The organism is Roseixanthobacter glucoisosaccharinicivorans (assembly GCF_043195095.2).
Lineage (GTDB): Bacteria > Pseudomonadota > Alphaproteobacteria > Rhizobiales > Xanthobacteraceae > NCEH01.
Genome location: NZ_CM195538.1, coordinates 1,906,779 through 1,931,693, shown reverse-complemented (window position 1 = coordinate 1,931,693; position 24,915 = coordinate 1,906,779). Strand labels below are relative to the sequence as shown.

19 protein-coding genes, 1 tRNA gene and 1 pseudogene are annotated in these 24,915 nt (G+C 65.9%); 7 read left to right on the top strand and 14 right to left on the bottom strand.

Features of this window, described 5'->3' with window-relative positions; translation table 11 throughout:
• Positions 1 to 72: 72 nt before the first annotated feature.
• The 5 genes from hypF to V5F78_RS08635 all read right to left on the bottom strand — a co-directional run bounded on the left by hypF (position 73) and on the right by V5F78_RS08635 (position 7,271).
• Entirely contained in the window at positions 73 to 2,436 is a 2,364-nt protein-coding gene (gene hypF, locus V5F78_RS08655; RefSeq protein ID WP_394071413.1) for a carbamoyltransferase HypF, read from the bottom strand.
• Between the two features lie 7 nt (positions 2,437 to 2,443).
• Entirely contained in the window at positions 2,444 to 3,922 is a 1,479-nt protein-coding gene (locus V5F78_RS08650; RefSeq protein WP_394071414.1) for a nickel-dependent hydrogenase large subunit, read from the bottom strand.
• The gene (locus V5F78_RS08645) at positions 3,919 to 4,926 is read right to left on the bottom strand and encodes an NADH-quinone oxidoreductase subunit B family protein (protein ID WP_394071415.1); all 1,008 of its coding nucleotides are present in this window, start codon (positions 4,924 to 4,926) and stop codon (positions 3,919 to 3,921) included. Before V5F78_RS08645 ends, V5F78_RS08650 begins: the two co-directional genes overlap by 4 nt.
• Entirely contained in the window at positions 4,923 to 6,332 is a 1,410-nt protein-coding gene (locus tag V5F78_RS08640; RefSeq protein WP_394071416.1) for a sensor histidine kinase, read from the bottom strand. Before V5F78_RS08640 ends, V5F78_RS08645 begins: the two co-directional genes overlap by 4 nt.
• Positions 6,333 to 6,476: 144 nt before the next feature.
• Positions 6,477 to 7,271, bottom strand: coding sequence for an MBL fold metallo-hydrolase (locus V5F78_RS08635; protein ID WP_394071417.1), 795 nt, complete (start codon positions 7,269 to 7,271; stop codon positions 6,477 to 6,479).
• 203 nt (positions 7,272 to 7,474) lie between these two features.
• On the opposite strand from V5F78_RS08635, the gene glgX reads away from it, so the two are divergent.
• Together glgX and V5F78_RS08625 are read left to right on the top strand one after the other, a co-directional pair.
• Complete coding sequence (gene glgX, locus V5F78_RS08630) at positions 7,475 to 9,625, top strand: glycogen debranching protein GlgX (RefSeq protein ID WP_394071418.1); 2,151 nt, start codon at positions 7,475 to 7,477, stop codon at positions 9,623 to 9,625.
• A complete protein-coding gene (locus V5F78_RS08625) occupies positions 9,622 to 11,658 on the top strand; it encodes an AI-2E family transporter (protein WP_394071419.1) in 2,037 nt (678 codons plus the stop codon). The genes glgX and V5F78_RS08625 overlap by 4 nt, the downstream gene beginning before the upstream one ends.
• Here V5F78_RS08625 and V5F78_RS08620 read toward each other — a convergent pair.
• Both V5F78_RS08620 and V5F78_RS08615 read right to left on the bottom strand, forming a co-directional pair.
• Positions 11,655 to 12,377 carry a ZIP family metal transporter gene (locus V5F78_RS08620; RefSeq protein ID WP_394071420.1) on the bottom strand — a complete coding sequence of 241 codons (723 nt, stop codon included), beginning with the start codon at positions 12,375 to 12,377 and terminating at the stop codon, positions 11,655 to 11,657. The genes V5F78_RS08625 and V5F78_RS08620 overlap by 4 nt on opposite strands.
• A 215-nt stretch (positions 12,378 to 12,592) precedes the next feature.
• Positions 12,593 to 12,670 (bottom strand) — tRNA-Pro (locus V5F78_RS08615).
• A 443-nt stretch (positions 12,671 to 13,113) separates the two neighbouring features.
• On the opposite strand from V5F78_RS08615, the gene V5F78_RS08610 reads away from it, so the two are divergent.
• Complete coding sequence (locus tag V5F78_RS08610; RefSeq protein WP_394071421.1) at positions 13,114 to 13,596, top strand: septal ring lytic transglycosylase RlpA family protein; 483 nt, start codon at positions 13,114 to 13,116, stop codon at positions 13,594 to 13,596.
• Between the two features lie 1,519 nt (positions 13,597 to 15,115).
• On the opposite strand, the pseudogene V5F78_RS08605 reads toward V5F78_RS08610, so the two are convergent.
• From V5F78_RS08605 to V5F78_RS08580, 6 genes and pseudogenes are all read right to left on the bottom strand, one after another.
• Positions 15,116 to 15,394, bottom strand: a pseudogene (locus V5F78_RS08605) (MerR family transcriptional regulator); the annotation flags it as partial.
• A 47-nt stretch (positions 15,395 to 15,441) separates the two neighbouring features.
• Positions 15,442 to 15,759 carry an integration host factor subunit alpha gene (locus V5F78_RS08600; protein WP_348845236.1) on the bottom strand — a complete coding sequence of 106 codons (318 nt, stop codon included), beginning with the start codon at positions 15,757 to 15,759 and terminating at the stop codon, positions 15,442 to 15,444.
• Between the two features lie 86 nt (positions 15,760 to 15,845).
• A complete protein-coding gene (locus V5F78_RS08595; protein WP_394071422.1) occupies positions 15,846 to 16,820 on the bottom strand; it encodes a beta-ketoacyl-ACP synthase III in 975 nt (324 codons plus the stop codon).
• Positions 16,817 to 17,890, bottom strand: coding sequence for a phosphate acyltransferase PlsX (gene plsX, locus V5F78_RS08590; RefSeq protein ID WP_394071423.1), 1,074 nt, complete (start codon positions 17,888 to 17,890; stop codon positions 16,817 to 16,819). Before plsX ends, V5F78_RS08595 begins: the two co-directional genes overlap by 4 nt.
• Positions 17,891 to 17,990: 100 nt before the next feature.
• Complete coding sequence (locus tag V5F78_RS08585; protein ID WP_394071424.1) at positions 17,991 to 18,506, bottom strand: YceD family protein; 516 nt, start codon at positions 18,504 to 18,506, stop codon at positions 17,991 to 17,993.
• Positions 18,499 to 19,059 (bottom strand): ubiquinol-cytochrome C chaperone family protein, encoded by a 561-nt coding sequence (locus V5F78_RS08580; RefSeq protein WP_394071425.1) that lies wholly within the window; start codon positions 19,057 to 19,059, stop codon positions 18,499 to 18,501. The genes V5F78_RS08585 and V5F78_RS08580 overlap by 8 nt, the downstream gene beginning before the upstream one ends.
• Before the next feature lie 173 nt (positions 19,060 to 19,232).
• Between V5F78_RS08580 and V5F78_RS08575 the strand changes: the two genes are divergently transcribed.
• Positions 19,233 to 19,727, top strand: coding sequence for an outer membrane protein assembly factor BamE (locus V5F78_RS08575; RefSeq protein WP_394071426.1), 495 nt, complete (start codon positions 19,233 to 19,235; stop codon positions 19,725 to 19,727).
• A gap of 91 nt (positions 19,728 to 19,818) precedes the next feature.
• Here the strand turns inward: V5F78_RS08575 and tpiA are convergent, their stop codons facing one another.
• Entirely contained in the window at positions 19,819 to 20,577 is a 759-nt protein-coding gene (gene tpiA / locus V5F78_RS08570) for a triose-phosphate isomerase (RefSeq protein ID WP_394071427.1), read from the bottom strand.
• A gap of 169 nt (positions 20,578 to 20,746) precedes the next feature.
• On the opposite strand from tpiA, the gene V5F78_RS08565 reads away from it, so the two are divergent.
• The 3 genes from V5F78_RS08565 to V5F78_RS08555 all read left to right on the top strand — a co-directional run bounded on the left by V5F78_RS08565 (position 20,747) and on the right by V5F78_RS08555 (position 24,911).
• On the top strand, positions 20,747 to 22,642 hold the full coding sequence (locus V5F78_RS08565; RefSeq protein ID WP_394071428.1) for a peptidylprolyl isomerase: 1,896 nt from the start codon (positions 20,747 to 20,749) through the stop codon (positions 22,640 to 22,642).
• Between the two features lie 11 nt (positions 22,643 to 22,653).
• Complete coding sequence (gene trpE, locus V5F78_RS08560; RefSeq protein ID WP_394071629.1) at positions 22,654 to 24,165, top strand: anthranilate synthase component I; 1,512 nt, start codon at positions 22,654 to 22,656, stop codon at positions 24,163 to 24,165.
• 140 nt (positions 24,166 to 24,305) lie between these two features.
• Positions 24,306 to 24,911, top strand: a complete 606-nt coding sequence (locus V5F78_RS08555; RefSeq protein WP_394071429.1) for an anthranilate synthase component II — start codon at positions 24,306 to 24,308, stop codon at positions 24,909 to 24,911.
• The last annotated feature ends 4 nt before the right edge of the window (positions 24,912 to 24,915 follow it).

Sequence of the window (24,915 nt, the reverse complement as noted above, 5' to 3'; positions counted from 1 at the left end):
TGCCAGTTTTTATTTTTAAGAATATCAAAGGGTTGGATGAGTAGACCCATGGGCGGGGCGGAAAGTGGCACCTCACTTTCCAAGCGGGGCGGAAAGCGCGTGACCGGTTTCGTCCCCGACTTCAGCCTCAGCCAGAAGGCGCGCCGCCGCGACCGCCGCCTGGCCAAAGGCCAGCCCGCCGTCATTGGCCGGAACCTGCGCGGGCTCCATGACGCGATAGCCGGAAGCACTGAGCCGTTTCGTGACCGCTTCCAATAGCAGGCTATTCTGAAATACCCCGCCGGAGAGGGCCACATGGGTGAGGCCCTCGGCCCGGGCCACATGCGTCGCCGCATCGGCGAAGGCGATCGCGACCCCTGCATGGAACTTTGCCGCGCAGATCTCCACGTCCACCTGCGCGAGGCGATCCGCCAGGGCGGCGCGCCAGAGCGGGGCGGGATCGAGCTCAAGCAGGTCCCCTTTATTCGACTTGGAGAAGGGATAGGGTGCAGGCGCCTCCCGCCCTTCGGCGTGCGCTTCCAATGCCATGGCGGCTTCGCCCTCGAAGCTGAGGCGATCCGGCGCCAGACCCAATAGCGCGGCCATGGCGTCGAATAAGCGGCCGGCTGAACTCGCAAGCGGTGCGTTCACCTGCTTCGCGATCATTGCCCGCACGGTGGCGATGGGCTTGTCCGCAAATAGCTCGGCCGGAACGGCATCCGCGCCCACGGCCGCGTCGAGATGGGCGAGCAGGACCCGCCACGGCTCTCGGCTCGCCGCGTCGCCACCCGCAAGCGGGATTGGTCGCAGCCGGCCGTGCCTTCGGCAGGTGAGATAATCGCACACGAGAATTTCGGCACCCCAGGCGGTGCCGTCGCTCCCGAGCCCGAGACCGTCCAGGGCGATCCCGACCACGGGGCCGGCATCGCGGCGCCAGCCGTTTTCCGCCATGGCGGCCGCGATATGGGCATGGTGATGCTGCACCTCGACCACTTGCAGGCTGCGGGCCTCGGCGTATCGGGTCCCGAACCGGGTCGCGCGATAATCGGGATGAGGGTCCAGCGCGACGGCCGACGGCGTGTGTGAAAAGATGCTCTCATAATCGGCGATCGCGCCCGCGAACTCATCCTCGACCGCCGGCGTGTCCAACTCGCCGAGATGGTGGGTCAGCAGCGCCTTGCGGCCATGGGTGAGGCAGGCTGCGCTTTTCAGATCGCCGCCCATGGCGAGCACGGGCGGCGCGTCGGAGAAATCCTCCGGCAGATCGAGCGGGCGCGGCGCCTGCCCGCGTCCGCGCCGCAGCACCCGCGTCCGTTCCTGAACGACGCGGACGACCCCATCCTCCAGGCGGCGGGCGATCGGCCGGTCGTGGCCGAGAATGCCGTCGACGATGCCGGCAAGCGCGCGCGCGGCCTCGTCGTCGCGAAACACCTGGGGCGCATTCGCGCGATTGGCGCTGGTCATCACCAGCGGCCGCCCCACGCGGTTCAGAAGCAGATGATGCAAGGGCGAATAAGCGAGCATGAGGCCGATCCGGCCCGGCTCCGGGGCAAGCCCCGCCGCCAGCGGACCGCCCCGCCGCCGCGCCAGCAGCACGATGGGGGCCGCCGGGTCGCAGAGAGCTTCCGCCTCGCCGGGGGCGAGAGGGCAGAGCGCAGCGGCAGCGGTGAGATCCGCCACCATGACAGCCAGAGGCTTGGACGGCCGGTGCTTTCGCCGCCGCAATTCGCTCACTGCCGCGCCGTTCGTGGCGTCGCATGCGATGTGGAAGCCGCCGATTCCCTTCACCGTGATGATGCCGCCGGTGCTCAGGACAGCCACGGCCTGGGTCAGGGCATCGTCACCCTCATCGCCGGGTACCGTGTCCGCCGTGGTCGCCAGGGAGGTCCAACTCAGCCGTGGCCCGCAGGTGGGGCAGGCGATGGGCTGGGCGTGGAAGCGCCGGTCTTGTGGAGTCTCGTACTCGGCGCGGCAGGCGTCGCACAGGGGAAAACCCTGCATGGTGGTGCGGGCGCGATCGTAGGGCAGGCCCCGGACGATGGAAAAGCGTGGACCGCACTCGGTGCAATTGGTGAAGGCATAGCCGAAGCGGCGCGCGGCAGGATCGGCGATTTCCGCCCGGCAGGCCGGGCAGGTCGCGATATCCGGCACAATTCCGACGGAGACCGCCCCTGCCCCGCTCTCGACGATGCGGAACTCCCTCCCATCCGGTGGCACGGCGGGATGCGAGGTGATCGCCTCCACATGGGCGAGAACGGGCGCCTCCTCGCGCAGCGCCGACACGAAGCACGCCAAGGCCTCCAACGATCCGCCCGCATGGATGAAGACTGCATCGCCGGTGTTGCGGACTTCGCCGGTAAGGGCGAGTCGCTGCGCGAGGCGCCAAACGAACGGGCGAAATCCCACTCCCTGCACGATGCCGCGCACGGTGATTTCGGCGCCCCGGATGTCGGACATGGGCCCCTCAGTGCACCGTGCACACCATGCAGGGATCGAACGAGCGCACGATATGCTGCACGCTCAACGGCGTCGGCTCGTCGCGATGCACGACGGCACCCACAAGGGCGGCTTCCAGCGGGCCGGGCATACCGGCCGCGTCGCGCGGCGAGAAGTTCCAGGTGGTCGGCGCGATGATCTGATACCGCGAGATCTTGCCGCCTTCCACTTCCACCCAATGGCCGAGCGCGCCGCGCGCGGCTTCCGTGAGCCCAGCGAAGCGCCCCTGCGCGGGCATTTTTCCCTGGGCGCACCAGGAACCCTCCGGCTCCAGCGACCGGACCCAGGTTTCCATGGCAATGAGGGTGCGCGCGCTTTCCACCAGGCGCGCGATCACCCGGGAAAACACATTCCCCCCAGCCCATGCCACGAGATCGCGGATGAGGGGCTGGCCGTCGATGATTTGCCGCGCCAAAGCGCCGGTTTCGAACGGTAGGCCTTTCAGGCGCGGCGCCTTGCACCATGTGTATCCGGTCTCGTCCGCGCCGTCGGGCACGGTCGATCCCTGGAACGGGTGATGCGGGTGCGCGCGCTCCTCCATGCGGGAGAAGGTGTGATCCTCCGCGATGTCCGCCGGATCGAAAACACCCGTTTCTCCCCCAACATGAACCCCGGCGGGATAAAGCGCGCCCTCCTGCGAGGGATAGGCGCCATAGGAAAGGAACCGGTCGTAGGCACGGCCCTGATGCGCCAATTCCAGATCAGCCGCGATCTCCAGAAACAGGCGGAAATCGCCATCCGGGCCCCTGGCGCGCCAAGCCTCCAGCTCGGCGCGGCCGGCAAGCGCGGCCACCTGCTCCAGCTTCGTGCCGAAAAGCTGATCCTCCAGCGCTGCGCGCACCGCACCCAGCGTCGCAAGCAGGCGGACCTTGTCGCGGGATTCCGCGCGCTTCGTCACGCCGCCCGGCTGGATCGCCAAGGTATGCGGCCAACGTCCGGCGAGCAGGCCCAGGACATGAAGCAAAGTCGCCCGTGCCTCCAGCAAGCGCCGCGCACTGGTGCCGCGCCCGGCCTTGAAGCGGCCCTCCGCAGTGGCGAACCACGGGCGTTCCGCATAAGCGGCGCGGGCGAAATCCGGCATGAAGAACAAATGGAAATGAGTGAGATGGTCGGCCACATTCTCGGTGGCGACGATGAGGTTTGTGGCGATCTGCCCGTTGCGGGTCGGTGCCAGCCCCTGCAATCCGGCCAGCGCCAGGGCCGCGGCCTGGGACTGGGACACCGAGCAGATGCCGCAGATGCGCGGCGCGATCACCAGCGCATCCATCGGGTCCCTTCCCTCCAGAATGCGCTCGAAGCCGCGAAACAGGGGCGAAGACACATGCGCCTGCGCCACCGCGCCATTGGCGATGTCCAGCCGCACCTCGAGGTCTCCCTCCACGCGATTGAACGGCCCGACGATGAGCCGCGTGACGCCTTCGCCCGCTGAACCTTGCGCTTCGCTCATCGCCGCTTGATGTCCCGCACCGTGGGCGGCACCACCAGATGGTCGCTCACCGCATTGCGCCGCAGCCGCTCCGGCGTCGCTGCTTTCGCCAGCGAGGACAAGGCGATGAACCAGGCCTTCGGCATGTCGGTCGGCAGGCCCACGGGGATGCCGGCGACCTTCGGGGTCTCCAGGAAGGCGTGGCCCGGCTCCTCGAATTCGGGGGCCGTGCAATTGATGCAGGCATAGCCGCCACGGGTGCACGAGCCTTCGCCATTCCAGGAGCGCGTGTTGCAATCCGCATGGGCCTGGGTGCCGAGGCAGCCGAGATGCTCCATCATGCAGCCAAGGTCGGAGAGCTTCTCCGCGCTGGCCTTGAACTCGTAATATTCGTTGCGCGGGCACCCGTGGTGCACGAGATGGTCGGCATAGAAGCGCGGCCGGCGATAGGCATCGAGATCCTGCGCGCCGAGCAAGCCGGCGGCGAGCAGCATCAAGGTTTCGGTCACCCAATTGGGATGCGTGGGGCAGCCGGAGACATTGATGACCGGCAGCCCGGAGCGAGAGCGAAACCCAGCGCCGAGCGCCCCGCCCTCACGGCGCCCATCATATTGCAGGCCGCAGGCATCGGCAGGATTGATGCCGGCGGCGGTCACCCCGCCATAGGCGGCGCAAGTGCCCACAGCGACCACATGCTCTGCCAGGCCCGACAGCTCGCGCACCCATTCAATGGTGGGGCGCCCCGTGCCGGCGAGCAGATGAAAACGGCCGGTCCCGTTCGGCCCGCGCAGCAGCGACCCCTCCACACACAGGGCGTCGAGGCGCAGGGCGCCGGACCGCACGCGCTCGAATACCGCCAGGGCCTCGCTTCCCGTCTCCTCGGACAGGCCAGGATGCCAGAGCACCCGAATGCCCGCGCTGTCGAAGGTGGTTATCAGGTCCGGCCCTTCGGCGCACAGCAAGGACATGGTGCAGCCGCCGCAGCCGCCCGATTGCAGCCAGAGAATGTTGAAGGGCGCGCTCAAGGCTGTTTCTCCAACGGTGCTGCGGGCAAGGTCACACGCATGATGGCGCCGCCTCCGGGATGATTGCCTGCTTCGAGCATGCCGTCATGCTCCTGCACGATGCGGTAGCTGATGGAAAGACCGAGCCCCGTGCCCTTGCCGACCGGTTTGGTCGTGAAAAACGGATCGAAGATCCGCGAGGCGATTTCCGCCGAGATGCCGGGCCCGCTGTCCTGAACGCTGATGACGACGCGGTCGCCGCGCCGTTCGCCGGCAATCAGCAGCCGGCGCTCTTCGGCGCCTTCCATGGCGTCGACCGCGTTCTGAATGAGGTTCATCATCATCTGGTGCAACTGGCCGGGATGACCGATCACGTCGAGCGGCCCAACCAACTGAAAAATGGTCTCCACGGCGGGGCTCTGGGCTTTTGCCACCCAGTCGAGGGACGAGCGCACCAGGGCCGCCATGTCGACCGGTTCGGAGGCTTGGCGCCGGTCCGAGGAGAAGCGCCGCAGGTCGGCGACGATGTCGCGCACCCGCTCGGCTCCCTCCAGCATCCCGGCAATGGTTGGGGCCATCTCCTGCAAGGTGCGGTCGATCTTCAGCTGTGCCCGCAGGTCCGCAGGTGCCGGCGTCGGGCTGTGAAGGGCATCCACATAGGTCACGAGCCGTTCGCCATAGCGCTTCAAGGCGTGGGCGTTGCCGTAAACGAAGGAGATGGGATTGTTCAGCTCGTGCGCGACGCCGGCAACAAGGCGACCGAGCGAAGCCATTTTTTCCGCATGTACCAGCTGCTGCTGCGCCTGCTTCAGCCGCTCGTGGGCGGCGGCCAGGTCGCTATAGGCTTTGCGCAATTCGCCAATCGGGCGTCCCATGAGGACGATGCCCACCGCGCGGCCACGCGAGTCGAACCGGATCGCTCCGTTCACCGAAACCGGAAGCGGGCCTTCAGGTGTCGAGAAAGCAAAATCGCGATCCACAATGCGTTGGCGCTTGGCGACGATGGCCAGCACGTCGGCGAAGCCGGTCGGTGTTTCCGGCGCCAACAGGTCGGCGAGTTTCAGGTCCAGCAGGTCCGATCCCGACCGGCCGAGCAGGCGCTCGGCGGCCACGTTTACCTGTTCGATGCGGCCGGTAAGGTCGCAGGCGATCAGGGCGTCGGTCATGGAGGCCATCACCCCGGCGATGAAGGCGTGCGCCTCCTCCAGGGCCGCATTCTTGTTTTCCAGCTCCACCTGCTGGGTCACCAGCTCGGCGTAGGTCTCGTCCATCTTGCGGATGACGGCAATCCACGCCTGCTCGGCATCGGCACTCAACGCCGCGGCCGCATCAATCCCCAACCCGCCGGAGGGCGGATCGAGCGCACGGCCTTTGCTACCGGATGCGGGCATGGAAGCGGAAACCAGCGTCGACGAAGGAACGGGCATGCTAAGCCCGCCGCGCCCCGGTTCACAACACAGGATCTCCCGCGCCCACCGACATCAAGGAGAAACGCGTTTAATTCACAAAATAACAACATAAAAACAGATGCTTGACCGACGACATTGATCTTTGAGATCAGACCACGCACCTCATCCCTCGAACGTCATGCCGTCGAATGCCGGGATGATGCCTTCCGGCAGGATGTCCACAAGGCGCCCGTAATCCAGATCCGTGTGGAGATTGGTCAAAATGCTGCGGCCCGGCTTCATCCGTTCGATGTGCGAGAGCGCTTCGCTCAGGCTGAGGTGGGACGGATGCGGCGCTTCACGCAATGCATCAAGAATCCATACGTCAAGATCTTCTAGATATTGCAGGGAGTTATCTGGAAATGCGCTGACATCACTTGAATAGGCGACGCCCTCGAACCGGAAGCCGAACGAGTCGATTTCGCCATGATGCTGGCGAAACGGCAGCGCGACAATGGGCCCGCCCGGTCCGTCGACCTGCACCGCCCGGCCCTCGTGGAACCGATGTTCTGTCAGAATCGGCGGATAGACGCCTCCGGGTGGCGTGCGGAAGCAATAGCCGAACCGCGCGTGCAGCGCCGCCGACGTGTCCGCGTCGATATAAGCGTCAATGCGTTGACGCTGCTGGATCGCCAGCGGACGGACATCGTCGATTCCATGGGTGTGGTCGGCGTGGGAGTGGGTGAACAAAACCGCGTCGAGCCGGTCGACCTCGGCATCCAGCAATTGTTCGCGCAGGTCCGGCGAGGTGTCCACCAGCACGGTGGTCACGCCCTCCGGCCCAAGCCGGCGCACCAGCAGCGAGCAGCGTCGCCTGCGGTTGCGCGGATTGGCGGGATCGCAGGCGCCCCATCCTTGCGCCACGCGAGGGACGCCGCCCGAGGAACCGCAGCCGAGTATGGTGAAGGTCAGGCCCATGGATAGCTTCCGCACGCTGTCACCCAGGAGCCTTACCGCCGCCGGCGCGGATCACCAAGGCTCTCGCGCCGAGCCGGGGCAGATTCTCCCCAGGGAGAGGCTGGTCGCCGTACCGTCTCGTGTGACGCAACCAAGATTGCCCTGCGGCGTTGTGCACTCACAGGTCGGCCGGTGGGTCGGGCGCATCAATGGGGGCAAGGGACATGGACATGCTGGCATCGGACGCGGCTCCTCAGGTCATGAAGGCGTCGCGGGTCCGGGAGGGAAATCCGTTTCCTCTTGGCGCGACCTGGGATGGGCTCGGCGTGAATTTCGCCCTGTTCTCGGCCAATGCCACCAAGGTGGAGCTGTGCCTCTTTGATCCGGATGGCGAGCACGAAGTCGAGCGCATCGAGCTGCCCGAATATACCGACGAGGTGTGGCACGGCTATCTGCCGGATGCCCGTCCCGGCCTCGTCTATGCCTATCGCGTTCACGGCGCCTACGAGCCGCAGGCTGGCCATCGCTTTAATCCCAACAAGCTGCTTCTGGATCCGTACGGCAAACAGATGGTCGGGGAACTGACCTGGAATCCCGCCCTGTTCGGCTATCAGCTCGAGAGCAAGGAAAAGAACAAGGATCTCACGTTCGACACCCGCGATAGCGCCGCGTTCATGCCGAAATGCCGGGTGATTGATCCCGCCTTCACCTGGGGCATGACGCGCCGCCCCATGGTGCCGTGGGACCGCACCGTGCTTTATGAGGCCCATGCCCGCGGCTACACCATGCGCCATCCCCAGGTGCGGGAGGATCTGCGCGGCACATTCGCCGGCCTTATGGCGCCAGAGGTGATCGACTATCTGAAGGATCTCGGCATCACGGCGCTGGAGCTGTTGCCGGTGCACGGCTTCGTCGACGACAGCTACCTGGTGGAAAAGGGCCTGCGAAATTACTGGGGCTACAACACAATCTCCTTCTTCGCCCCGCATCCGCTCTACCTCGCGAGCCCGAACGTCAATGAGTTCAAGGAGATGGTCGCGCGCTACCATGCGGCCGGCATCGAGATCATCCAGGACGTGGTCTATAACCATACGGCCGAGGGCAACGAGCTTGGCCCGACGCTTTCGTTCAAGGGCATCGACAACGCCTCATATTACCGTCTGCCCGAGGACAAGCGCTTTTATATCAACGATACCGGCACCGGAAACACGGTGAACCTCTCGCATCCGCGCGTTTTGCAGATGGTGACGGACAGCCTGCGCTATTGGGCCACCGAGATGCAGGTCGACGGGTTCCGCTTCGATCTCGCCACCATCCTCGGCCGCGAGGCCCATGGCTTCGACGAGGGCGGCGGGTTCCTCGATTCCTGCCGCCAGGACCCTATTCTCTCGCAGGTGAAGCTGATCGCGGAACCTTGGGATTGCGGTCCGGGCGGATACCAGGTCGGCGGCTTCTCGCCCGGCTGGGCGGAATGGAACGACCGCTATCGCGACACGGTTCGCGCCTATTGGAAGGGCGATGACGGCCAGATCGCGGAGCTCGCGACCCGCTTGACGGCTTCTGGCGATTTCTTCAACCGGCGCGGCCGCAAGCCTTGGTCGTCGGTGAACTTCATCTCCGCCCATGACGGTTTCACGCTCGCGGATCTCGTCTCCTACAACGACAAGCACAATGAGGCGAACGGCGAGGACAATCGCGACGGGCATTCGCACAACCTGTCCTGGAATCATGGTGTTGAGGGGCCCAGCGAGGATCCGGAAATCTGCGCCCTGCGCGCCCGCCAGATGCGCAACATGCTCGCGACGCTTCTGTTTTCCCAAGGGACGCCGATGATCCTCGGCGGTGATGAATTCGCCCGCACCCAGGGCGGCAATAACAATGCGTATTGTCAGGACAATGAAATCGGCTGGATCGACTGGGATTTCTCGCCAGCTGGGTGCGAGCTTCACGCCTTCGTGCGGAAATTGATCTCGGTGCGCCAGTCTCACCCTCTGCTGCGTCGAAGCCGTTTCCTCACCGGCGCCTATAATAAGGAACTGGACGTCAAGGACGTGTGCTGGCTCGCCCCGGACGGGAGCGAAATGGGCGACGAGCAATGGCAGGATAGCCTGAGCCGGTGCATGGGCGTGCTGATGGACGGGCGCGCGCAGCCCACAGGCATCCGCCGCAAGGGCACGGACACCACTTTGCTGCTCATCGTGAATGCGCACTTCGACGTCGTGAATTTCACCCTTCCCGAGATCGTGGGCGGCAAGGGGTGGCGTCTCGTCGTGGATACCAATGCGCCCGAGCCCGAGCCGCAACCCACCTTTCCGTTCGGCCATGTCTATGAGGTCACCGGTCGTTCGCTCCTGCTTCTCGAAGTGGCATCATGAACGAGGCGGAGGGCAGCGGGCCGGACCGCACGGCCCGCCCCATTCTTCAGCCGCAAGTGACGTCGGCGCGTGCCGCCGTTCCGCTTGGTTCGGGCGCCGTTGGAACGTTGCTGGCGACCAGCGCCATCATCGCGATGCTGTATTTCGCGCGCGAGGTGTTGGTGCCGGTGGCGCTCGCCATGCTGCTGAGTTTTGTACTGGCACCAGTGATCCTGGTGCTGCGGCGGTTGAAAATACCGCGCACCCTGTCCGTTACCAGCGTCGTCGTGCTCACTTTCCTCGGCCTCATCTCGCTAGGGGCGGTGGTGGCGAGCCAAGTGGCGGAGCTGGCGGGCGATCTGCCGCAATATCAGGTGAACATCCGCGACAAGATCCGCTCCCTGCGGGGCGCAACCGAGGGGTCCGGCACGCTGGAGCGCGCGGCGCAGATGCTTCAGGACCTCGGCAACGAGCTGGACCGGCCTGCGCCGGACAGCCGGGTGGGAAGCCCGAATGCGGATAATGCCGAGCGACCGCCCCTGCCAGTGGAAATCCGCCAACCCAATCCCGGCACGTTGGGCATGCTCGGCGCGGTGATGACGCCGCTGATCCACCCGCTCGCCACCACCGGCATCATCTTCATTTTCCTCATCTTCATCCTTTTGCAGCGGGAGGATCTGCGCAATCGCTTCATCCGCCTTGCGGGTGCGAGCGATATCCAGCGCACCACCGCCGCGCTCGACGATGCCGCGCGCCGCTTGTCCCGCTTTTTTCTCATGCAAGTGATGCTCAACGCCGGCTTTGGCACCGTGATCGGCCTCGGCCTGTGGGTGATCGGCGTGCCCAGCCCCCTTTTGTGGGGCCTGATGGCGGCGGTGCTGCGCTTCGTGCCCTATATCGGCGCGGTCATCGCCGCCCTGCTGCCGATCGCGCTCGCGCTCGCCGTCGATCCCGGCTGGAGCATCGTGCTCTCCACCATCGCCTTGTTCGCGCTCGTGGAGCCGCTCGTCGGGCACATCATCGAGCCGCTGGTCTATGGGCGGAGCACGGGGCTTTCCCCTGTGGCGGTGGTTGCCTCGGCGACCTTCTGGACCTGGCTGTGGGGACCGATCGGGCTCGTCCTCGCAACCCCCCTGACGCTCTGCGCCGTGGTGCTTGGCCGTCATGTGGACCAGCTGGAATTTCTCGACGTGATGCTCGGCGACCGCCCGCCGCTCAGCGCGCCGGAATTGTTCTACCAGCGCATGCTGGCCGGCGATCCCACCGAGGCGACCAGCAAGGCCGAGGAATTCCTGAAGGAACGTAGCTTCCTGTCCTATCTCGACAATGTCGCCCTGCCGGGGCTGCGGCTCGCGCAGCAGGACCTTGCCCGCGGCACCCTCGACGATGCGCGGATCGCGCGTCTGCGCCTCAGTCTCGGGGAATTGCTGGAAAACCTCTCCGATATTCCAGACGGTATTCCCAAGGGCGAGACCGAGGAACGCGAAGCCGAGGCGGCAGTTCTGGCAAGCCCGGCGGGAGGTGCCTACCCTGTCGTCGATGCCGATACGCTCCCGCAGCGGTGGCGCGGCGATACCCCGATTCTCTGCATCGCCGCGCGGTCGGGCCTCGATCTGGCGGCGGCGGACCTGCTTGCGCATTTGTTGAAGCGACACGGGCTTGGGGCACGCGTCTGCGGGCCGGAAACCCTGACCATCGCCAATCTCGCGAATCTCAGCGGGTCCGATCTGGCGCTGACCATCCTGTCGTCGCTTGAAAATACGGGGACGGCGCACATGCGCTATTCCAGCCGACGGCTGCGTCGGCGCTTGCCGGAAAGCGCCATCCTGCTTGCGGCGTTTGGTGCCCATGACGATGGCGCAATGCGTGCGGCGCTGGAAACGCAGTCCTCCAGCAATGCCGTGGCGACAAGCCTCGAAGAGGCGCTAACAGCGTGCCTGATCGCGGCGGGGCACCTTGAATCCGCCGACACCGATACCGCGGATATCGCGCTTGCCACAACGGAAAGCGCCGTGGTTCGCACCCAGGCCAAGCCGGTTCCGGAAAGCGCCTAGCCACTCAGCGCCTTCAGCATCAGCACCGCAAGGAAGCCGAGAAAAAAGGTGGCCGCGACGAATGTCGTGTCCTCCCCGTCGGCGTGGGCTTCCGCCAGCAATTCCTCGGTGACCAGATAAATCAGGGCGGCAGTCGCAAATGCGAGGATGCCGACCTGCCAGAGGGCTGGGAGGGAGAGGAAAGCCAGTGCGCCGCTCGCGCCGCCGATCGGCACCAGCACGGCAAGCGCGCCCGCCTTCATGACACCGCCCGCCCCAGAGCCCGGTCGGCTCAAGGAGACGCTCGTGGCGAGGCCGAGGAAGAAGACCTCCAGCGTCAGCGCGGCCACGATCACCAGCCCGCTGTCCGGGGCCGCCGCGAGCGCGACCGCACACAACAGACCGTCGATGAACAGATCGACGCCCACCGTGACGAGCAGGCCGGTGTTCTTCCCGCCCGGCTGATCGTCAGGGGCTTCCTGTGGCCCTTCTTCGCCGATCCACCGCTTGATGGCCAGCATGAGGGCGCCGCCGAGCGTGAAGCCGATGGCGATGCCGAGGGGATGGGCGCTTCCGAGTTCCGGCAGCAATTCCGCCCCGACGGCGGCCATCACGACGCCGGCGGTGAAATGCTGCACGGCGCTGCGGATGGTCGCGCCGGGACGCCAGACAAAACCCAACAAAGCGCCGGCGATGACCGCGCCAGCCGGAATCAAGGTCAAAAGAACCGCGTTCAGCATGATCGGCGCCCCGCTCAGACAACCCTCGTCTAGGGCTTCAGCGTGACACAACGACGAAGCGCGCAGTGTCCGAAATCCGGGCTGCCTTTCGGGTCGGCGGCCGGCTCCGCGACCGACTCGCGGCGCGGATGCGCCGCTTCCGGCGCCCGTGCGCCCATGGGTTTTCTACCCGCTCAAGGCGGGTCGAACCATGGGGATTGCTTTCAGGGATTGAATGGTCGGAGCGAGAGGATTTGAACCTCCGACCCCTAGTCCCCCAGACTAGTGCGCTAACCGGGCTGCGCTACGCTCCGACGTGGAGGGGAGGCTTAGACCATCGCGTTGGCGGCTACAAGAGTGAAATGCGGCACTATCCACCGCCCTTCGCCGCCGCGCGATGAAAACCCCGATGCGGGTGGTGCATGCCGCCGGACCCTGCCGCCGTTCCAAAATGACAGAGGACGGTACGTCAGTGCTATGGGGCGGAAATCGGGCGCGGCGCCGAACACGGTTTCGCGACTTTGGAATATGACATTTTTATTGATCAGTAAAAGGTTGCCGCAAACAACAAGTGTCTTCGAATAGCGCTGATTTCTTGAAAGAAACTTGTCGTTAACTTTGATATATACTGTTCCAGATTGGTACATTTTTCAAGCTTAGCGGTGAGATATCATGATTTCGCCGCGGAACAGTGACATTGTCGCCTGAATAGAACGTCATTCGCCGATCTCCCATCAACAACATGGAGGTCGAGGGAATGGAGATCCAGAAGGGGTTTCTGCTTGGAACGTTTGCGCTAACGCTCGGCGCGTTCTGTACACCAGCCAAAGCCGATGCCGGACAGACCGGTGTTGCTTCTTATTATTGGCAGGGACGGGATACCGCAAGCGGCGAACGTTTCAATCCCAATGCCCTGACTGCGGCCCATCGCTCGCTCCCCTTCGGAACGAAGGTTCGCGTGACCAACCTGCGCAATGGCCGCACAGTGGTGGTCCGCATCAACGACCGTGGACCGTTCGTCCGCGGCCGCATCATCGACGTCTCGCGAGCCGCGGCGTCAGAACTCGGATTCACCAGCCACGGCGTGACCCGCGTCTCGGTCGCCGTGCTGGGACGCGAGCAGGTGGCCGAGGCCACCCCAGATCAGGACAAGGCGCCTGCCCCGACCCCGGCCGCGCCCGCACCGATCAATCTGTTCGCGTGGCTCCAGCAGTCTCAGGCGGAAGAACCCGCAAACTGAGCATTCGGGTGCCGTTCGCCATTCGCACGGCACCCACTTCCTGCTTTTGTGGGCCGTCGCCCCAAGCCACGAGACGGGGGTGTCGGGATTATTCGTCCGGCCGCTCCACCGCTCCGCCCAGCAGGCGGCGGCATTCGCCCAATTCATAGAGCGTCGACTGAAGGCGATGCACGTCATCGCGCGACAGAACCGGGATCGGCGCCGGCGGCGCGCCTGTCACGCGCGGGTCGGACCGCAGATGCGGCGGCAGGTATTGTTCAGGCGGACCCGGACGGTGCGGCTCGCGCGGCACGGCGTCCGGCCGGAAGCCCTGATGATGATCCCACCGCAACGGTTCCGGATCCTCCAACTCGAATTCCTCCACTGGCCCGGTCAAAGGCCCAAGTCGCAATTTGCCGAGGGGCTCAGCGGCGGGCGCCGCAGAGGGCCGCGGTGGCGCGTATGCCTCGGCCCGGCGCTCGTCGCGACGATCATCCGCACGCAGAGGCGGGGGGCCGAGCGGGGGATGGCGCGGCGCGGCGCCGGGATCCACCGCGAATCGGGGCTCTTCCTCACGCCATTCCCTCGGCCAGTCGTCCGGCGGCGGCGCGGTCCCACGCGCTGGGCCAGGCGGCGGGCGACGCTCGCCATCGCGCATGTCCGCACGAAAGGTCACCTCGCGGTCATCCTCGCCCGGGGGCTCGGCGCGCGGCCCCTCGGTGCGCCGTGCGCGCGCCGGGATATAGTCTTCCGGCGGTCCGGGCGCATGCTCCCTCAGGCGCCGGATGCGCGCGTCCAATGGCTCGGAAATCTGCGTGCTGTCCGGACCGAAGGCATCATCGTCGAAGAACGGCAGCAGCGGATCTTCAAGCTCGGGCACCGGCGGTGGCTCGGGTAGCCGGGAGGCCGGCCCGCGCGTCGGCCGCCGTTGCGGCACGGCGGGCCGATGGACAGCTTCGGCTTCCCGCCGGGGCTCGGGCGCAAACGAGGGTGCGGCGCGGGGCGGGGCATAGCGCTCCACCGTGTCGTCGTCCTCTTCGTCCTGGTCCTCATAAGTGGGCTCAGGCATCCGGCGGTAAAAGCTCTCGTCGTCCCGGTCGAGCCGCGGCTCAACCGGTGCCGCCGGCGCGCCGGCGCGGCGCTGCGCAGGTGCGCGTGCTGATGCGACAGGCGCAGATACCGGCCGGGCGGATGCCGGCGGCGAATCAAGGCGCGGCTCTACCGGGACTTCGTGACGGCGGGTGTGCTGGGAAAATTCGGGGAACGGCAGTTCCGCGATGACGGGCGGTTCCTCGACAGGCGGCTCGACGCGCGCCTTGCCCCGGCGTGGCAGCAGGCCGAGGAAGCCACCAAAGCCCCCCTGGGCGCCTTCGCCCTGCCCCCGTGCGCCAGACCGCCGGCGCGGTTCCGGGTCCATGTCGCTTTCGTAAGGCGCTTCGTCATAGGGGTCCGGCTGAGCCGCTTGCCGGCGCGGCGCTTCCGCGCGCGACTGGACAGGCTGCGGCAGCGGCTGGAAGCCGGCCGCCTCTTCCTCTATGGCGAGATCCTGGACGTAGTGAATCCCCTGCTCTTTCAGGATTCGCTGCACGCCTTTGATGGTATAGCCTTCGCCATAAAGCAGATGGCGCACGCCCCGCAGCAGATCCACGTCCTCTGGCCGATAGAACCTGCGGCCCCCGGCCCGCTTGATGGGCCTGATCTGCGTGAAGCGGGTTTCCCAGAAGCGCAGGACGTGCTGGGGGAGCTCGAGATCCTCGGCCACCTCGCTGATGGTGCGAAAGGCGTCCGGTGATTTGTCCGTTTGCCTCGCTCCGGACACGTGCGCTCGCCTCCATGCACTGCGGGCATTCCGCCCGCACCAGCGGATCAGTCGCGATCCAGGCCGTTTTCTGTGCGCCCGTTTATGCGATTCTTCAAGATGCTGGACGGCTTGAAGACCATGACGCGGCGAGGCTCGATGGGCACCTCTTCGCCGGTCTTCGGGTTACGGCCGATGCGCTGCCCTTTCGAGCGCACCACGAAAGAACCGAAAGAGGAAAGCTTCACCGTCTCGCCTTTGGCGAGGCAGTCGGCGATTTCGCTCAGCACGAGCTCAACAAGCGCTGCGGATTCCGTTCGCGACAAGCCTACCTGTTGGTAGACCGCCTCGCAGAGATCGGCACGCGTTATGGTCTTACCAGCCATATGTCTCCCCGGCCCCAACAGAGAGGGTCAGCCGTCGTGACCCTATCCACTCAGGGCGAGGCTGGTCAACGTCATTAATGATTTACCTACCATCGGATTAAAGCGGAACCCCAGGTAAAGCCGCCGCCCATCGCTTCCAGCAAAACCAGGTCGCCGGATTTGATGCGGCCATCCTTGTGCGCCGTGTCCAGCGCGAGAGGGATCGAAGCGGCAGAGGTATTCCCATGGAGGTCGACGGTGGTCACAACCTTGGCGGGTGAAATCCCAAGCTTCTGCGCGCTCGCGTCGATGATTCGGCGGTTGGCCTGGTGCGGGACGAACCAGTCGATCGTCTCCGCCGTGGCACCTGTTGCCGCGAACGCGTCCTCGATCACGTCGGTGATCATGCCCACCGCATGCTTGAAAACCTCGCGGCCTTCCATGCGCAAATGTCCGACGGTCTGGGTGGAGGACGGCCCGCCATCCACAAACAATTTGCTACGGTGGCGTCCATCGGAGCGCAGATGTGTGGTCAGAATGCCCCGCTCGCCCGCTTCGTCCGCATCGAGCGCCTCAAGCACCACGGCGCCGGCGCCGTCGCCGAACAGGACGCAGGTGCCGCGATCCTCCCAATCAAGGATGCGGGAGAAGGTCTCGGCGCCGATCACCAGCGCACGCGTGAAGCTGCCGGTGCGCAAATGGGCATCGGCCGTGGCCAGGGCGAACACGAACCCCGAGCACACCGCCTGCAAATCGAACGCTGCGCCGCGCGTGATTCCGAGTTGTGCCTGGACTGTTGCGGCGGTGGCCGGAAAGGTCTGGTCCGGGGTCGAAGTCGCGAGGATAATCAGGTCGATGTCGTCGGAAGCGAGCCCGGCATCCGCCAGCGCGCGGGTCGCCGCCTGGCGCGCGAGATCCGACGTCAGCTCGCCGGTCGCGGCGATATGACGCTCGCGGATCCCGGTCCGCTGCACGATCCATTCGTCCGAAGTGTCAACCGAGCGGGCAAGTTCGCTATTGGTGAGGACCCGTTCCGGAAGATAGGACCCCACACCCCGGACCACGGACTTGAGTAAGCTCACGATTGACCTTCCGCTTCTGCCGGTAGCGTCGCGGCCGTCGCATCGGACGAAGGCACGCGTGCGAGGAGACTGGTTTTGATGCGCGACAGCAATTGATGCCGCACCATGTCGTAGCCAAGATCCACGGCCGCGGCGAAGCCCTCCGCATCCGCGCCGCCGTGGCTTTTGATCACAACGCCATTGAGGCCGAGAAAGACTCCGCCGTTCGAGCGCCGCGGATCCATTTTTTCCCGCAGGACGCGAAACGCGTCGCGTGCCAGCAAATAGCCGAGCTTGGTGCGCCAGGTCCGCCCCATGGCGGAGCGCAGATAGCTCGCCAGCTGCTTGGCGGTGCCTTCGGCGGTCTTCAGCGCGATGTTGCCGGAAAATCCTTCCGTCACAACCACATCCACCGTTCCCGCGCCGATATCATTGCCTTCCACGAAGCCGTGATAGAGCAGGTCGGTGGCGGTGTCCTCGCGCAGCAGACGGCCGGCTTCCTTGACTTCCTCGACGCCCTTGATTTCTTCCACGCCCACGTTCAGCAGGCCGATTGTGGGGCGCTCGATGGCTAGCACGGACCGCGCCATGGCGGATCCCATGATCGCCATTTCGACGAGGCTTTGCGCGGTGGCGCCGATCGAGGCGCCGACATCAAGCACGATGCTTTCGCCGCGCAGGGTCGGCCAGATGGCGGCGATCGCCGGCCGGCCGATGCCCGGCATGGTGCGCAGGTTAAACTTGGCCATAGCCATGAGCGCGCCGGTATTGCCGGCGGAGACGGCCGCATCGGCGTCCTGCGTCTTCACCGCGTCGATCGCGCGCCACATGGAGGATTTGTATCGGCCGTTGCGCAGCGCCTGGCTGGGCTTGTCGTCCATGCCGACGACAATCTCGGTATGGACCACCCGCGAAGCGGCCGCGAGGCGCGGATGCTCGGTGAGCACGGCGCGCACGCGCTCTTCATTCCCGAACAGGATGAAGTGAAGGTCCGGGTGCCGCTCAAGCGCGATCGCGGCACCGGCGAGAACGGTGTCTGGGCCATGGTCTCCGCCCATGGCGTCAACGGCGATGCGAACGGGCACGGTCATCGAGGCAAACGTTCCAGTTTGTTCCGCGGACGAGGCACCCGCTTCAGAGCGGCCGGACAATAACCACTCGGGCGCACACCGCAATATTTGACGCAGGCAATCAAGATTTGTCCTTCAGACGGGCGAGTTCGGCAAAGGGCGAGAGCGCTTCCGGCGCCTCCGCGACGGTTTCGAATGTCTCACCCGGCATGCGCGGGTAAGGATCCAGAGCGAGCGAAAGGAATTCCGTTACGAGATGTCCCAGGTCCATGCCGCCGTCGACGATGGCGTCGGGCTGATCCAATTCGGCTTCCGGGTCATCGGCATCGACCGCGCGCGCCGCGATGGCTTCCTCGGGCGCGAAATGGACGTCGATCTCCTCGTCGAGATCGGTGTCGAACGGCTCCAGGGAGACCACGGAAACCTGGCGCACCTGCGCTTTCATGCGTCCGGCCACATGGGCGCCCGCACCCTCCTGGATGACGCGCAGGTCCGCGGTCAGGCTGTGGACGGCGGGAATGTCCAGGAACCGCGCCAGCGCCGCCCTCTGGGCCTCGTCGGGCACGAGGGTCACGGCGAGCCCATGGGCCGGCACGTCGTCCAGGGATACGCGATGGATGTAAGGCAGATCAGTCATGAACGGCACCCTCGCCTGCATTCGGGGCGGGAAAATGGACCTCGCCGCGCGCGAACACCTCGGCCGGTGTCGCGGCCAGCACCGCGACGGCCTGTCGCACATAGGTGGCGAGCGCCTTGCCCGGCGTACCGAGCGCGGCCGGCTCGACTTCATACACATTCCGGGCTACCGCCTCATCCAGCGCACCGGGCGCGGCGTCGGCCTGCAAGGCGGCATCGAACACGCCGGCGCGGCCGTAGAAGGCCTGGCCGATCTTCTTCATCCGCTTGGGCACGGAAAGATCGCCGACCCCCATCTCACGCAAGGTGCGGTCCATGTCGTCGAGAAACGCGTCGAACACCATTTGCGACATGTCCCGGCTGGCCTCGTCCCCGCTCTTGAGGCGATGGCAAACCAGAAATGTATGCAGCAACACCAATTCGAACCGCCCCTCTATGGTATCGGGCACGGCAAAGTCGGTATAGAAGGCGGGCTGCCGCGCCTGCGCCACGATCACGCCATAGAGGCGCTGGATGGTCGCTCGGCGCTCGGGTCGACGAAACAGATTCAGCATCACTTTTTGCGGGTCTGTGCGTCGCTCGTTGGCAAGACGCGGATGAGCATGGGGCGTAGCGCGCTGGAGGCGTCGTGGCAAGGGCAGTGGCATCTGCAGGGGCATCGCACAGGGATCAGGCGGCATGTGCCGCACGGGCTGAAATTGAGGGAATCGGCGTGGCGTCATCGCAAGTGAGAAGTTCCGTTTCGCGCAGCTACGCCCGCAGGCCGGTCTGTGCAGCGCTCGCACTGGTGGCGATCGCCGGCACCTTGTCCGGCTGTTCGAATTTTGTCGGCGGGACGGGAACGTCGATCAGCGGCGTGGTGCGTACCTACCAGCGCGGCTATGTTCTGAGCGAGGGCGCCCTGGAACAGGTGCCGGTGGGCTCGAGCCAGGAGCAGGTTCTGTTGGTGCTCGGCACGCCCTCCACCGTATCCACCGTGAACGGCGACGTCTTCTATTACATCTCCCAGGTGGAAAAGCGGGTTGCCTTCCTGAAGCCGGAGATCACCGAGCAGAAGGTGCTGGCGATCTATTTCGATAAGAATCGCCGCGTCACCCGCATCGCGAATTACGGCTTGCAGGACGGCAAGGTGTTCGATTTCGTCTCGCAGAAGACCCCGACCAGCGGCGAAGAGCTGAGCGTGATCAAGCAATTGCTGAGCGCGACGAACTTCTCGCTGTAATTTAATCGTCACAGGCTCAGGGCCATGTCCCTGAGCCTGCTCTTAAAGCCGTGCGTCGGGCTTCCGCGCCAGGGAACGGCGCGGCGCCGCCTTAAAGATAGGCGCGGGCGATCGCCAGGAAATCGGCGGCTTTCAGGCTCGCCCCGCCCACCAGGGCGCCGTCCACATTCGCGGCGTGGAGCAAAACAGCAGCATTCTCCGGCTTCACCGAGCCGCCGTACAGGATGCGCACCTTTTCAGCTTCCGCGCCGAACCGCTCGCGCAGCACGCTGCGAATCTCCGTATGCACCTCCTCGACCTCCTCGACGGTCGGAACCCTGCCCGATCCGATCGCCCAGACCGGCTCATAGGCGATCACGAGCCGGTCGGCCGCAGCCTCTTCCGGCACCGAGGCGCGCACCTGCCGCGCGACAACGTGCAGGCACGCGCCCGCGTCGCGTTCCGCCTGCGTCTCGCCGACGCAGACCACCGGAATAAGCCCCGCCCGCAGCGCGGCGGCGCCCTTGGCGCGGACCATGTCGTCGCTTTCCGCGTGGTCCGTGCGCCGCTCGCTGTGGCCGACGATAACGAAGGTGCCGCCCGCATCGGCGATCATTTCGGCGGAGATATCCCCCGTATGGGCGCCGCAGGGCTTGGCATGGCAATCCTGCCCGCCGATCGCGATGGCCGCGCCGGCGATCTCGCCGGCCAATCCGGCGATCAAGGTGGCCGGCGGGCAGATCAGAAGGTCGACGTGGGCCTGCAGGGCAGCGTCATAGCCATCGACCATGGCGAGCAATTCCGCCCCCGAGTGCCGCAGCCCGTTCATTTTCCAGTTTCCGGCAACGAGCGGGCGGCGGGCAACGGGCATGAAATCCTCCAGGACAGACACGGATGGACAGGGAAGTTTCCGACCGGTTATCAGAGGGCGCGCAACACGGCAAACAGCACCGCCTGCGCCGTTGCGGCGCGGGGTGCCCCTCCCTATGATGCGCGCCTTCTGCGTCGGGGCCGCGCCCCTCCTCAAACCAGACTGAGCAATGGTACTTCAGACTCTCCGTAAAGGCGCCTCCGGCTTCATCGCCAAGGCTTTCCTTCTTCTGCTCACCGTCAGCTTTCTCGTTTGGGGCATCGCAGACGTGTTTCGGGGCCAAAGCGCCCGCGCTGTCGCGAAAGTCGGGGACACCGAGATTTCGGCCGACGCGTTCCGTCAGCAGTATCTGGACCAGGTGCAGCAGATCGGCCGTCGCACCGGGCGCCCGTTCACGCCCGAGCAGGCGCGCGCGTTCGGCCTCGACCGGCAGATCCTGAACCAGATGGTGGCCGAAGCCACACTCGACGACACCGCCAAGGCGCTCGGCCTTGCGATTTCCGATGAGGAGGTCGCGCGCGCGGTGCGCGCCAATCCGGCCCTGCGCCGGCCCGGTGCGACCGAGTTCGATCCCGCCTATTTCCAGCAGCTCCTGCGCGCCAACAATCTCACCGAGCCGCGGTTCCTCGCGGCCGAGAAGCAGCGCATGCTGCGCCAGCAGATTGCTTCCGCGCTCGGCGGCGACCTTGCCCCCCCGGCGGTGCTTCTGGATGCGGCGCATCGCTATGAGAGCGAGCAGCGCGCGGTGGCTTATATGTCGGTCGGCCCGACTGCCGCCGGGCCCGTGCCGACGCCGATCGACGAGCAACTCCAGGCGTTCTTCAACGCCCACAAGATCACCTTCCGGGCGCCCGAGTATCGCAAGATCACGGCCCTCGCCCTCACCCCTGCGGCCCTTGCGCCCTGGGTGCAGGTGGCGGACGCGGACGTGAAGGCGGCCTATGACCGCAATACCGGCCGGTTCGGCTCACCTGAGCGACGCGAGGTCCAGCAGATCGTGTTCTCCAATGCGGACGAGGCACAACAGGCGGCGGACAAGATCAAGGCCGGAGAAACCTTCGACCAGATTGCCGCTGCGCGCGGCCTCAGCCCGAAGGATATCGACCTCGGCACCGTCGTGCGCTCCGACCTTATCGACCCGAAGATCGCGGAGGCCGCCTTCTCCCTGCCGCTCGATGGGACCAGCGCACCTATTCCCGGCGCGTTCGGTTCGGCCTTGGTGCATGTCACCAAGATCGAACCCGCCAAGGTGCAGCCGTTCGAGCAGGTGCAAGACGTGCTGCGCAAGGAACTCGCCCTGGATCGTGCGCGGCGCGAACTGCTCGACAAGCATGATTCCATCGAGGATGAGCGCGGCTCTGGAGCGACCCTCGCCGAAATCGCGCAGAAGCTGGGACTCCAGACGGAGACCATTGATGCGGTGGACCGATCCGGCCGCGATCCCTCGGGAGCGGAGATCCGCGATCTTCCCGGCGCCGCCGACGTGGTGGCGGGCGCCTTCGCTTCCCGGCCCGGCGTCGAGACCGAGCCGGTGCAGCTGCCGCAGAACGGCGGTTATGTCTGGTACGACCTCAACGAAGTGACGCCCGCCCGCGAACGCCCGTTCGACGAAGTGCGCGACCAGGTGCTCGCCCGCTGGACCGAGGATGAAACCGTCAAGGCGGTGGACGCCAAGGCGAAGCAATTGCTGGCGGAGCTTCAGGGCGGCCAGCCACTGGTGCAGGTCGCCACCGGTGCCGGTCTTGAAGTAAAAACCGCACAGAATCTGCAAAGAGGCCGTGCCGCCTCGGATTTCTCCCCCGACGCGGTGGCCAAGATCTTCGACGTGCCGCTGAACGGCTATGGTCTCGCGTCGGGCACAGTGCCCGCCGAGCGCATCGTGTTCCAGGTGACCGGCATCACGGTGCCGGAGGTGACGCCGGCCGAACAGCAGGCCGCGACGCGCATCGGCCAGCAGATCGAAACCGACCTGCTGCTGCAATATCTCGCCCAGTTGCGCAGCCAGATTGGCGTCTCGGTCAACGAACGCCTGCTTCAGCAGGCGATCGGCGGCGGCACGAATTGATCGCGACCATGATGAACGCTCCCACGGATTTCGATGCCTTCGCCCAGCGCTATGCGCGCGGCGAGGCGCAGGTGGTGACCACCACCCTGATCGCGGACCTCGAGACGCCGGTTTCCGCCTTCCTCAAGATCGCGGGCGAAAAGCCCAATGCGTTCCTGCTGGAATCGGTGGAGGGCGGCCAGACGCGCGGCCGCTATTCCATGATCGGCCTCGATCCCGACGTGATCTGGCGGGCCAATGGCGACAAGGCGGAAATCAACCGTTCCGCTTTGAGTGACACCCGCGCCTTCGAGCCCTGTGCCGAGCCGCCGCTGGTGGCCCTGCGCCGCCTGCTCGCCGAATCGGCCATCGATCTGCCGGCCGGGGCCCCGCCCATGGCGGCGGGCGTTTTCGGCTATCTCGGCTACGACATGGTGCGCCAGATGGAGCGCCTCGCGCCGGCCAAGCCCGATCCCATCGGCGTGCCGGAAGCTTTGCTCATCCGGCCGACGCTGATGGTGGTGTTCGATGCGGTGAAGGACGAACTCACCGCCGTGACGCCGGTGCGCCCGCAGGAGGGCGTGTCCGCCCGCGCGGCGTTCGAGGCGGCGCTCGCCCGGCTCGACAGCGTGGTGGCAGGGCTCGACCGGCCCATGGCCCACCCGGCGCCGGAGCCGTTTCACACCCATGTGGAGCCCGTTTCCAACACCACCGAGGCGGAATTCTGCGCCATGGTGGAGAAGGCGAAGGATTACATCCGCGCCGGCGACATCTTCCAGGTGGTGCTCTCCCAGCGGTTCGAAAGCCCGTTCGCCCTGCCCCCGTTCGCGCTCTACCGAGCGTTGCGGCGGGTCAATCCTGCACCGTTCCTGGTGTATCTGAACTTCGAGGGCTTTTCCGTCGTCTGCTCCAGCCCGGAAATCCTGGTGCGGCTGCGCGACGGCAAGGTCACCATCCGCCCCATCGCCGGCACCCGCAAGCGGGGTGCGACCCATGTCGAGGACGAGGCACTCGCCCAGGAATTGCTCGCCGATCCCAAGGAGCGGGCCGAGCATCTGATGCTACTGGACCTCGGCCGCAACGATGCGGGCCGGGTCTCGCAGATCGGCACGGTGGAGGTCACCGACAGCTTCTTCATCGAGCGCTACAGCCAGGTGATGCACATCGTCTCCAACGTCGAGGGGAAGGTGGACCCGCGCTTCGACGCGCTCGACGCGCTCGCGGCGGGCTTTCCCGCCGGCACGGTCTCCGGTGCGCCCAAGGTGCGGGCCATGGAAATCATCGACGAGCTGGAGAAGGACAAGCGCGGCATCTATGCCGGCGCCATCGGCTATTTCAGCGCCAATGGCGAGATGGACACCTGCATCGTGCTGCGCACAGCCGTGGTGAAGGACGGGCGCATGTATGTGCAGGCCGGCGCCGGGCTGGTGTATGATTCCGTGCCGCTGAGCGAGCATCAGGAGTGCATCAACAAGGCCAAGGCCCTGTTCCGCGCCGGCGAGGAAGCGGTGCGCTTCGCCGCCCATGCCAAGAGGGGCCAGTGAACATGGCGCGTCCCGTGTGCATCCACGAGCGATGGCGTGAGGCTTGACCCTTCCGTCACCCCCGCGCTTTAACTCAGGGGCAGCTCCCACATCTTCCGCGAGGAGCGCGCCTGCCCGGATCCGCCGGGCCTGGAGCCACGATGACCGCCGTTACGCTGATCGATAATTACGACAGCTTCACCTACAACCTCGTCCATTATCTCGGCGAGCTGGGCGCAAACGTCACCGTTCACCGCAACGATGCGCTGAGCGTCGAGGATGTGCTGGCCGAAAAGCCGGACGCCATCGTCATATCACCCGGCCCGTGCACGCCCACGGAAGCCGGCATCTGCTGCGATCTCATCGCGCGGGCCAGCACGCAAGTGCCGCTGTTCGGCGTGTGCCTCGGCCATCAGGCGATCGGCCAGGTGTTCGGCGGTGACGTGGTACGCGCGCCGATTCCCATGCACGGGAAGATGTCGCAGATCCACCACGAAGGCCGCTCGGTGTTCCGCGGCCTGAACCATTCCTTCCTCGCCACGCGCTATCACTCCCTGATCGTCGAGCAGAACACCCTGCCCGACGCGCTGGAAGTGACCGCGCGCACCGAGGATGGGCTGATCATGGGCCTTGCCCACCGCACGCTGCCCGTGCACGGCGTGCAATTCCATCCCGAGAGCATCGCCTCGGAAAATGGTCACGCTTTGCTGCGCAATTTCCTTGAGATCGCTCGCGCCTTCAACGAAGGCCGGCAGGCGCGGAGCTGACGCC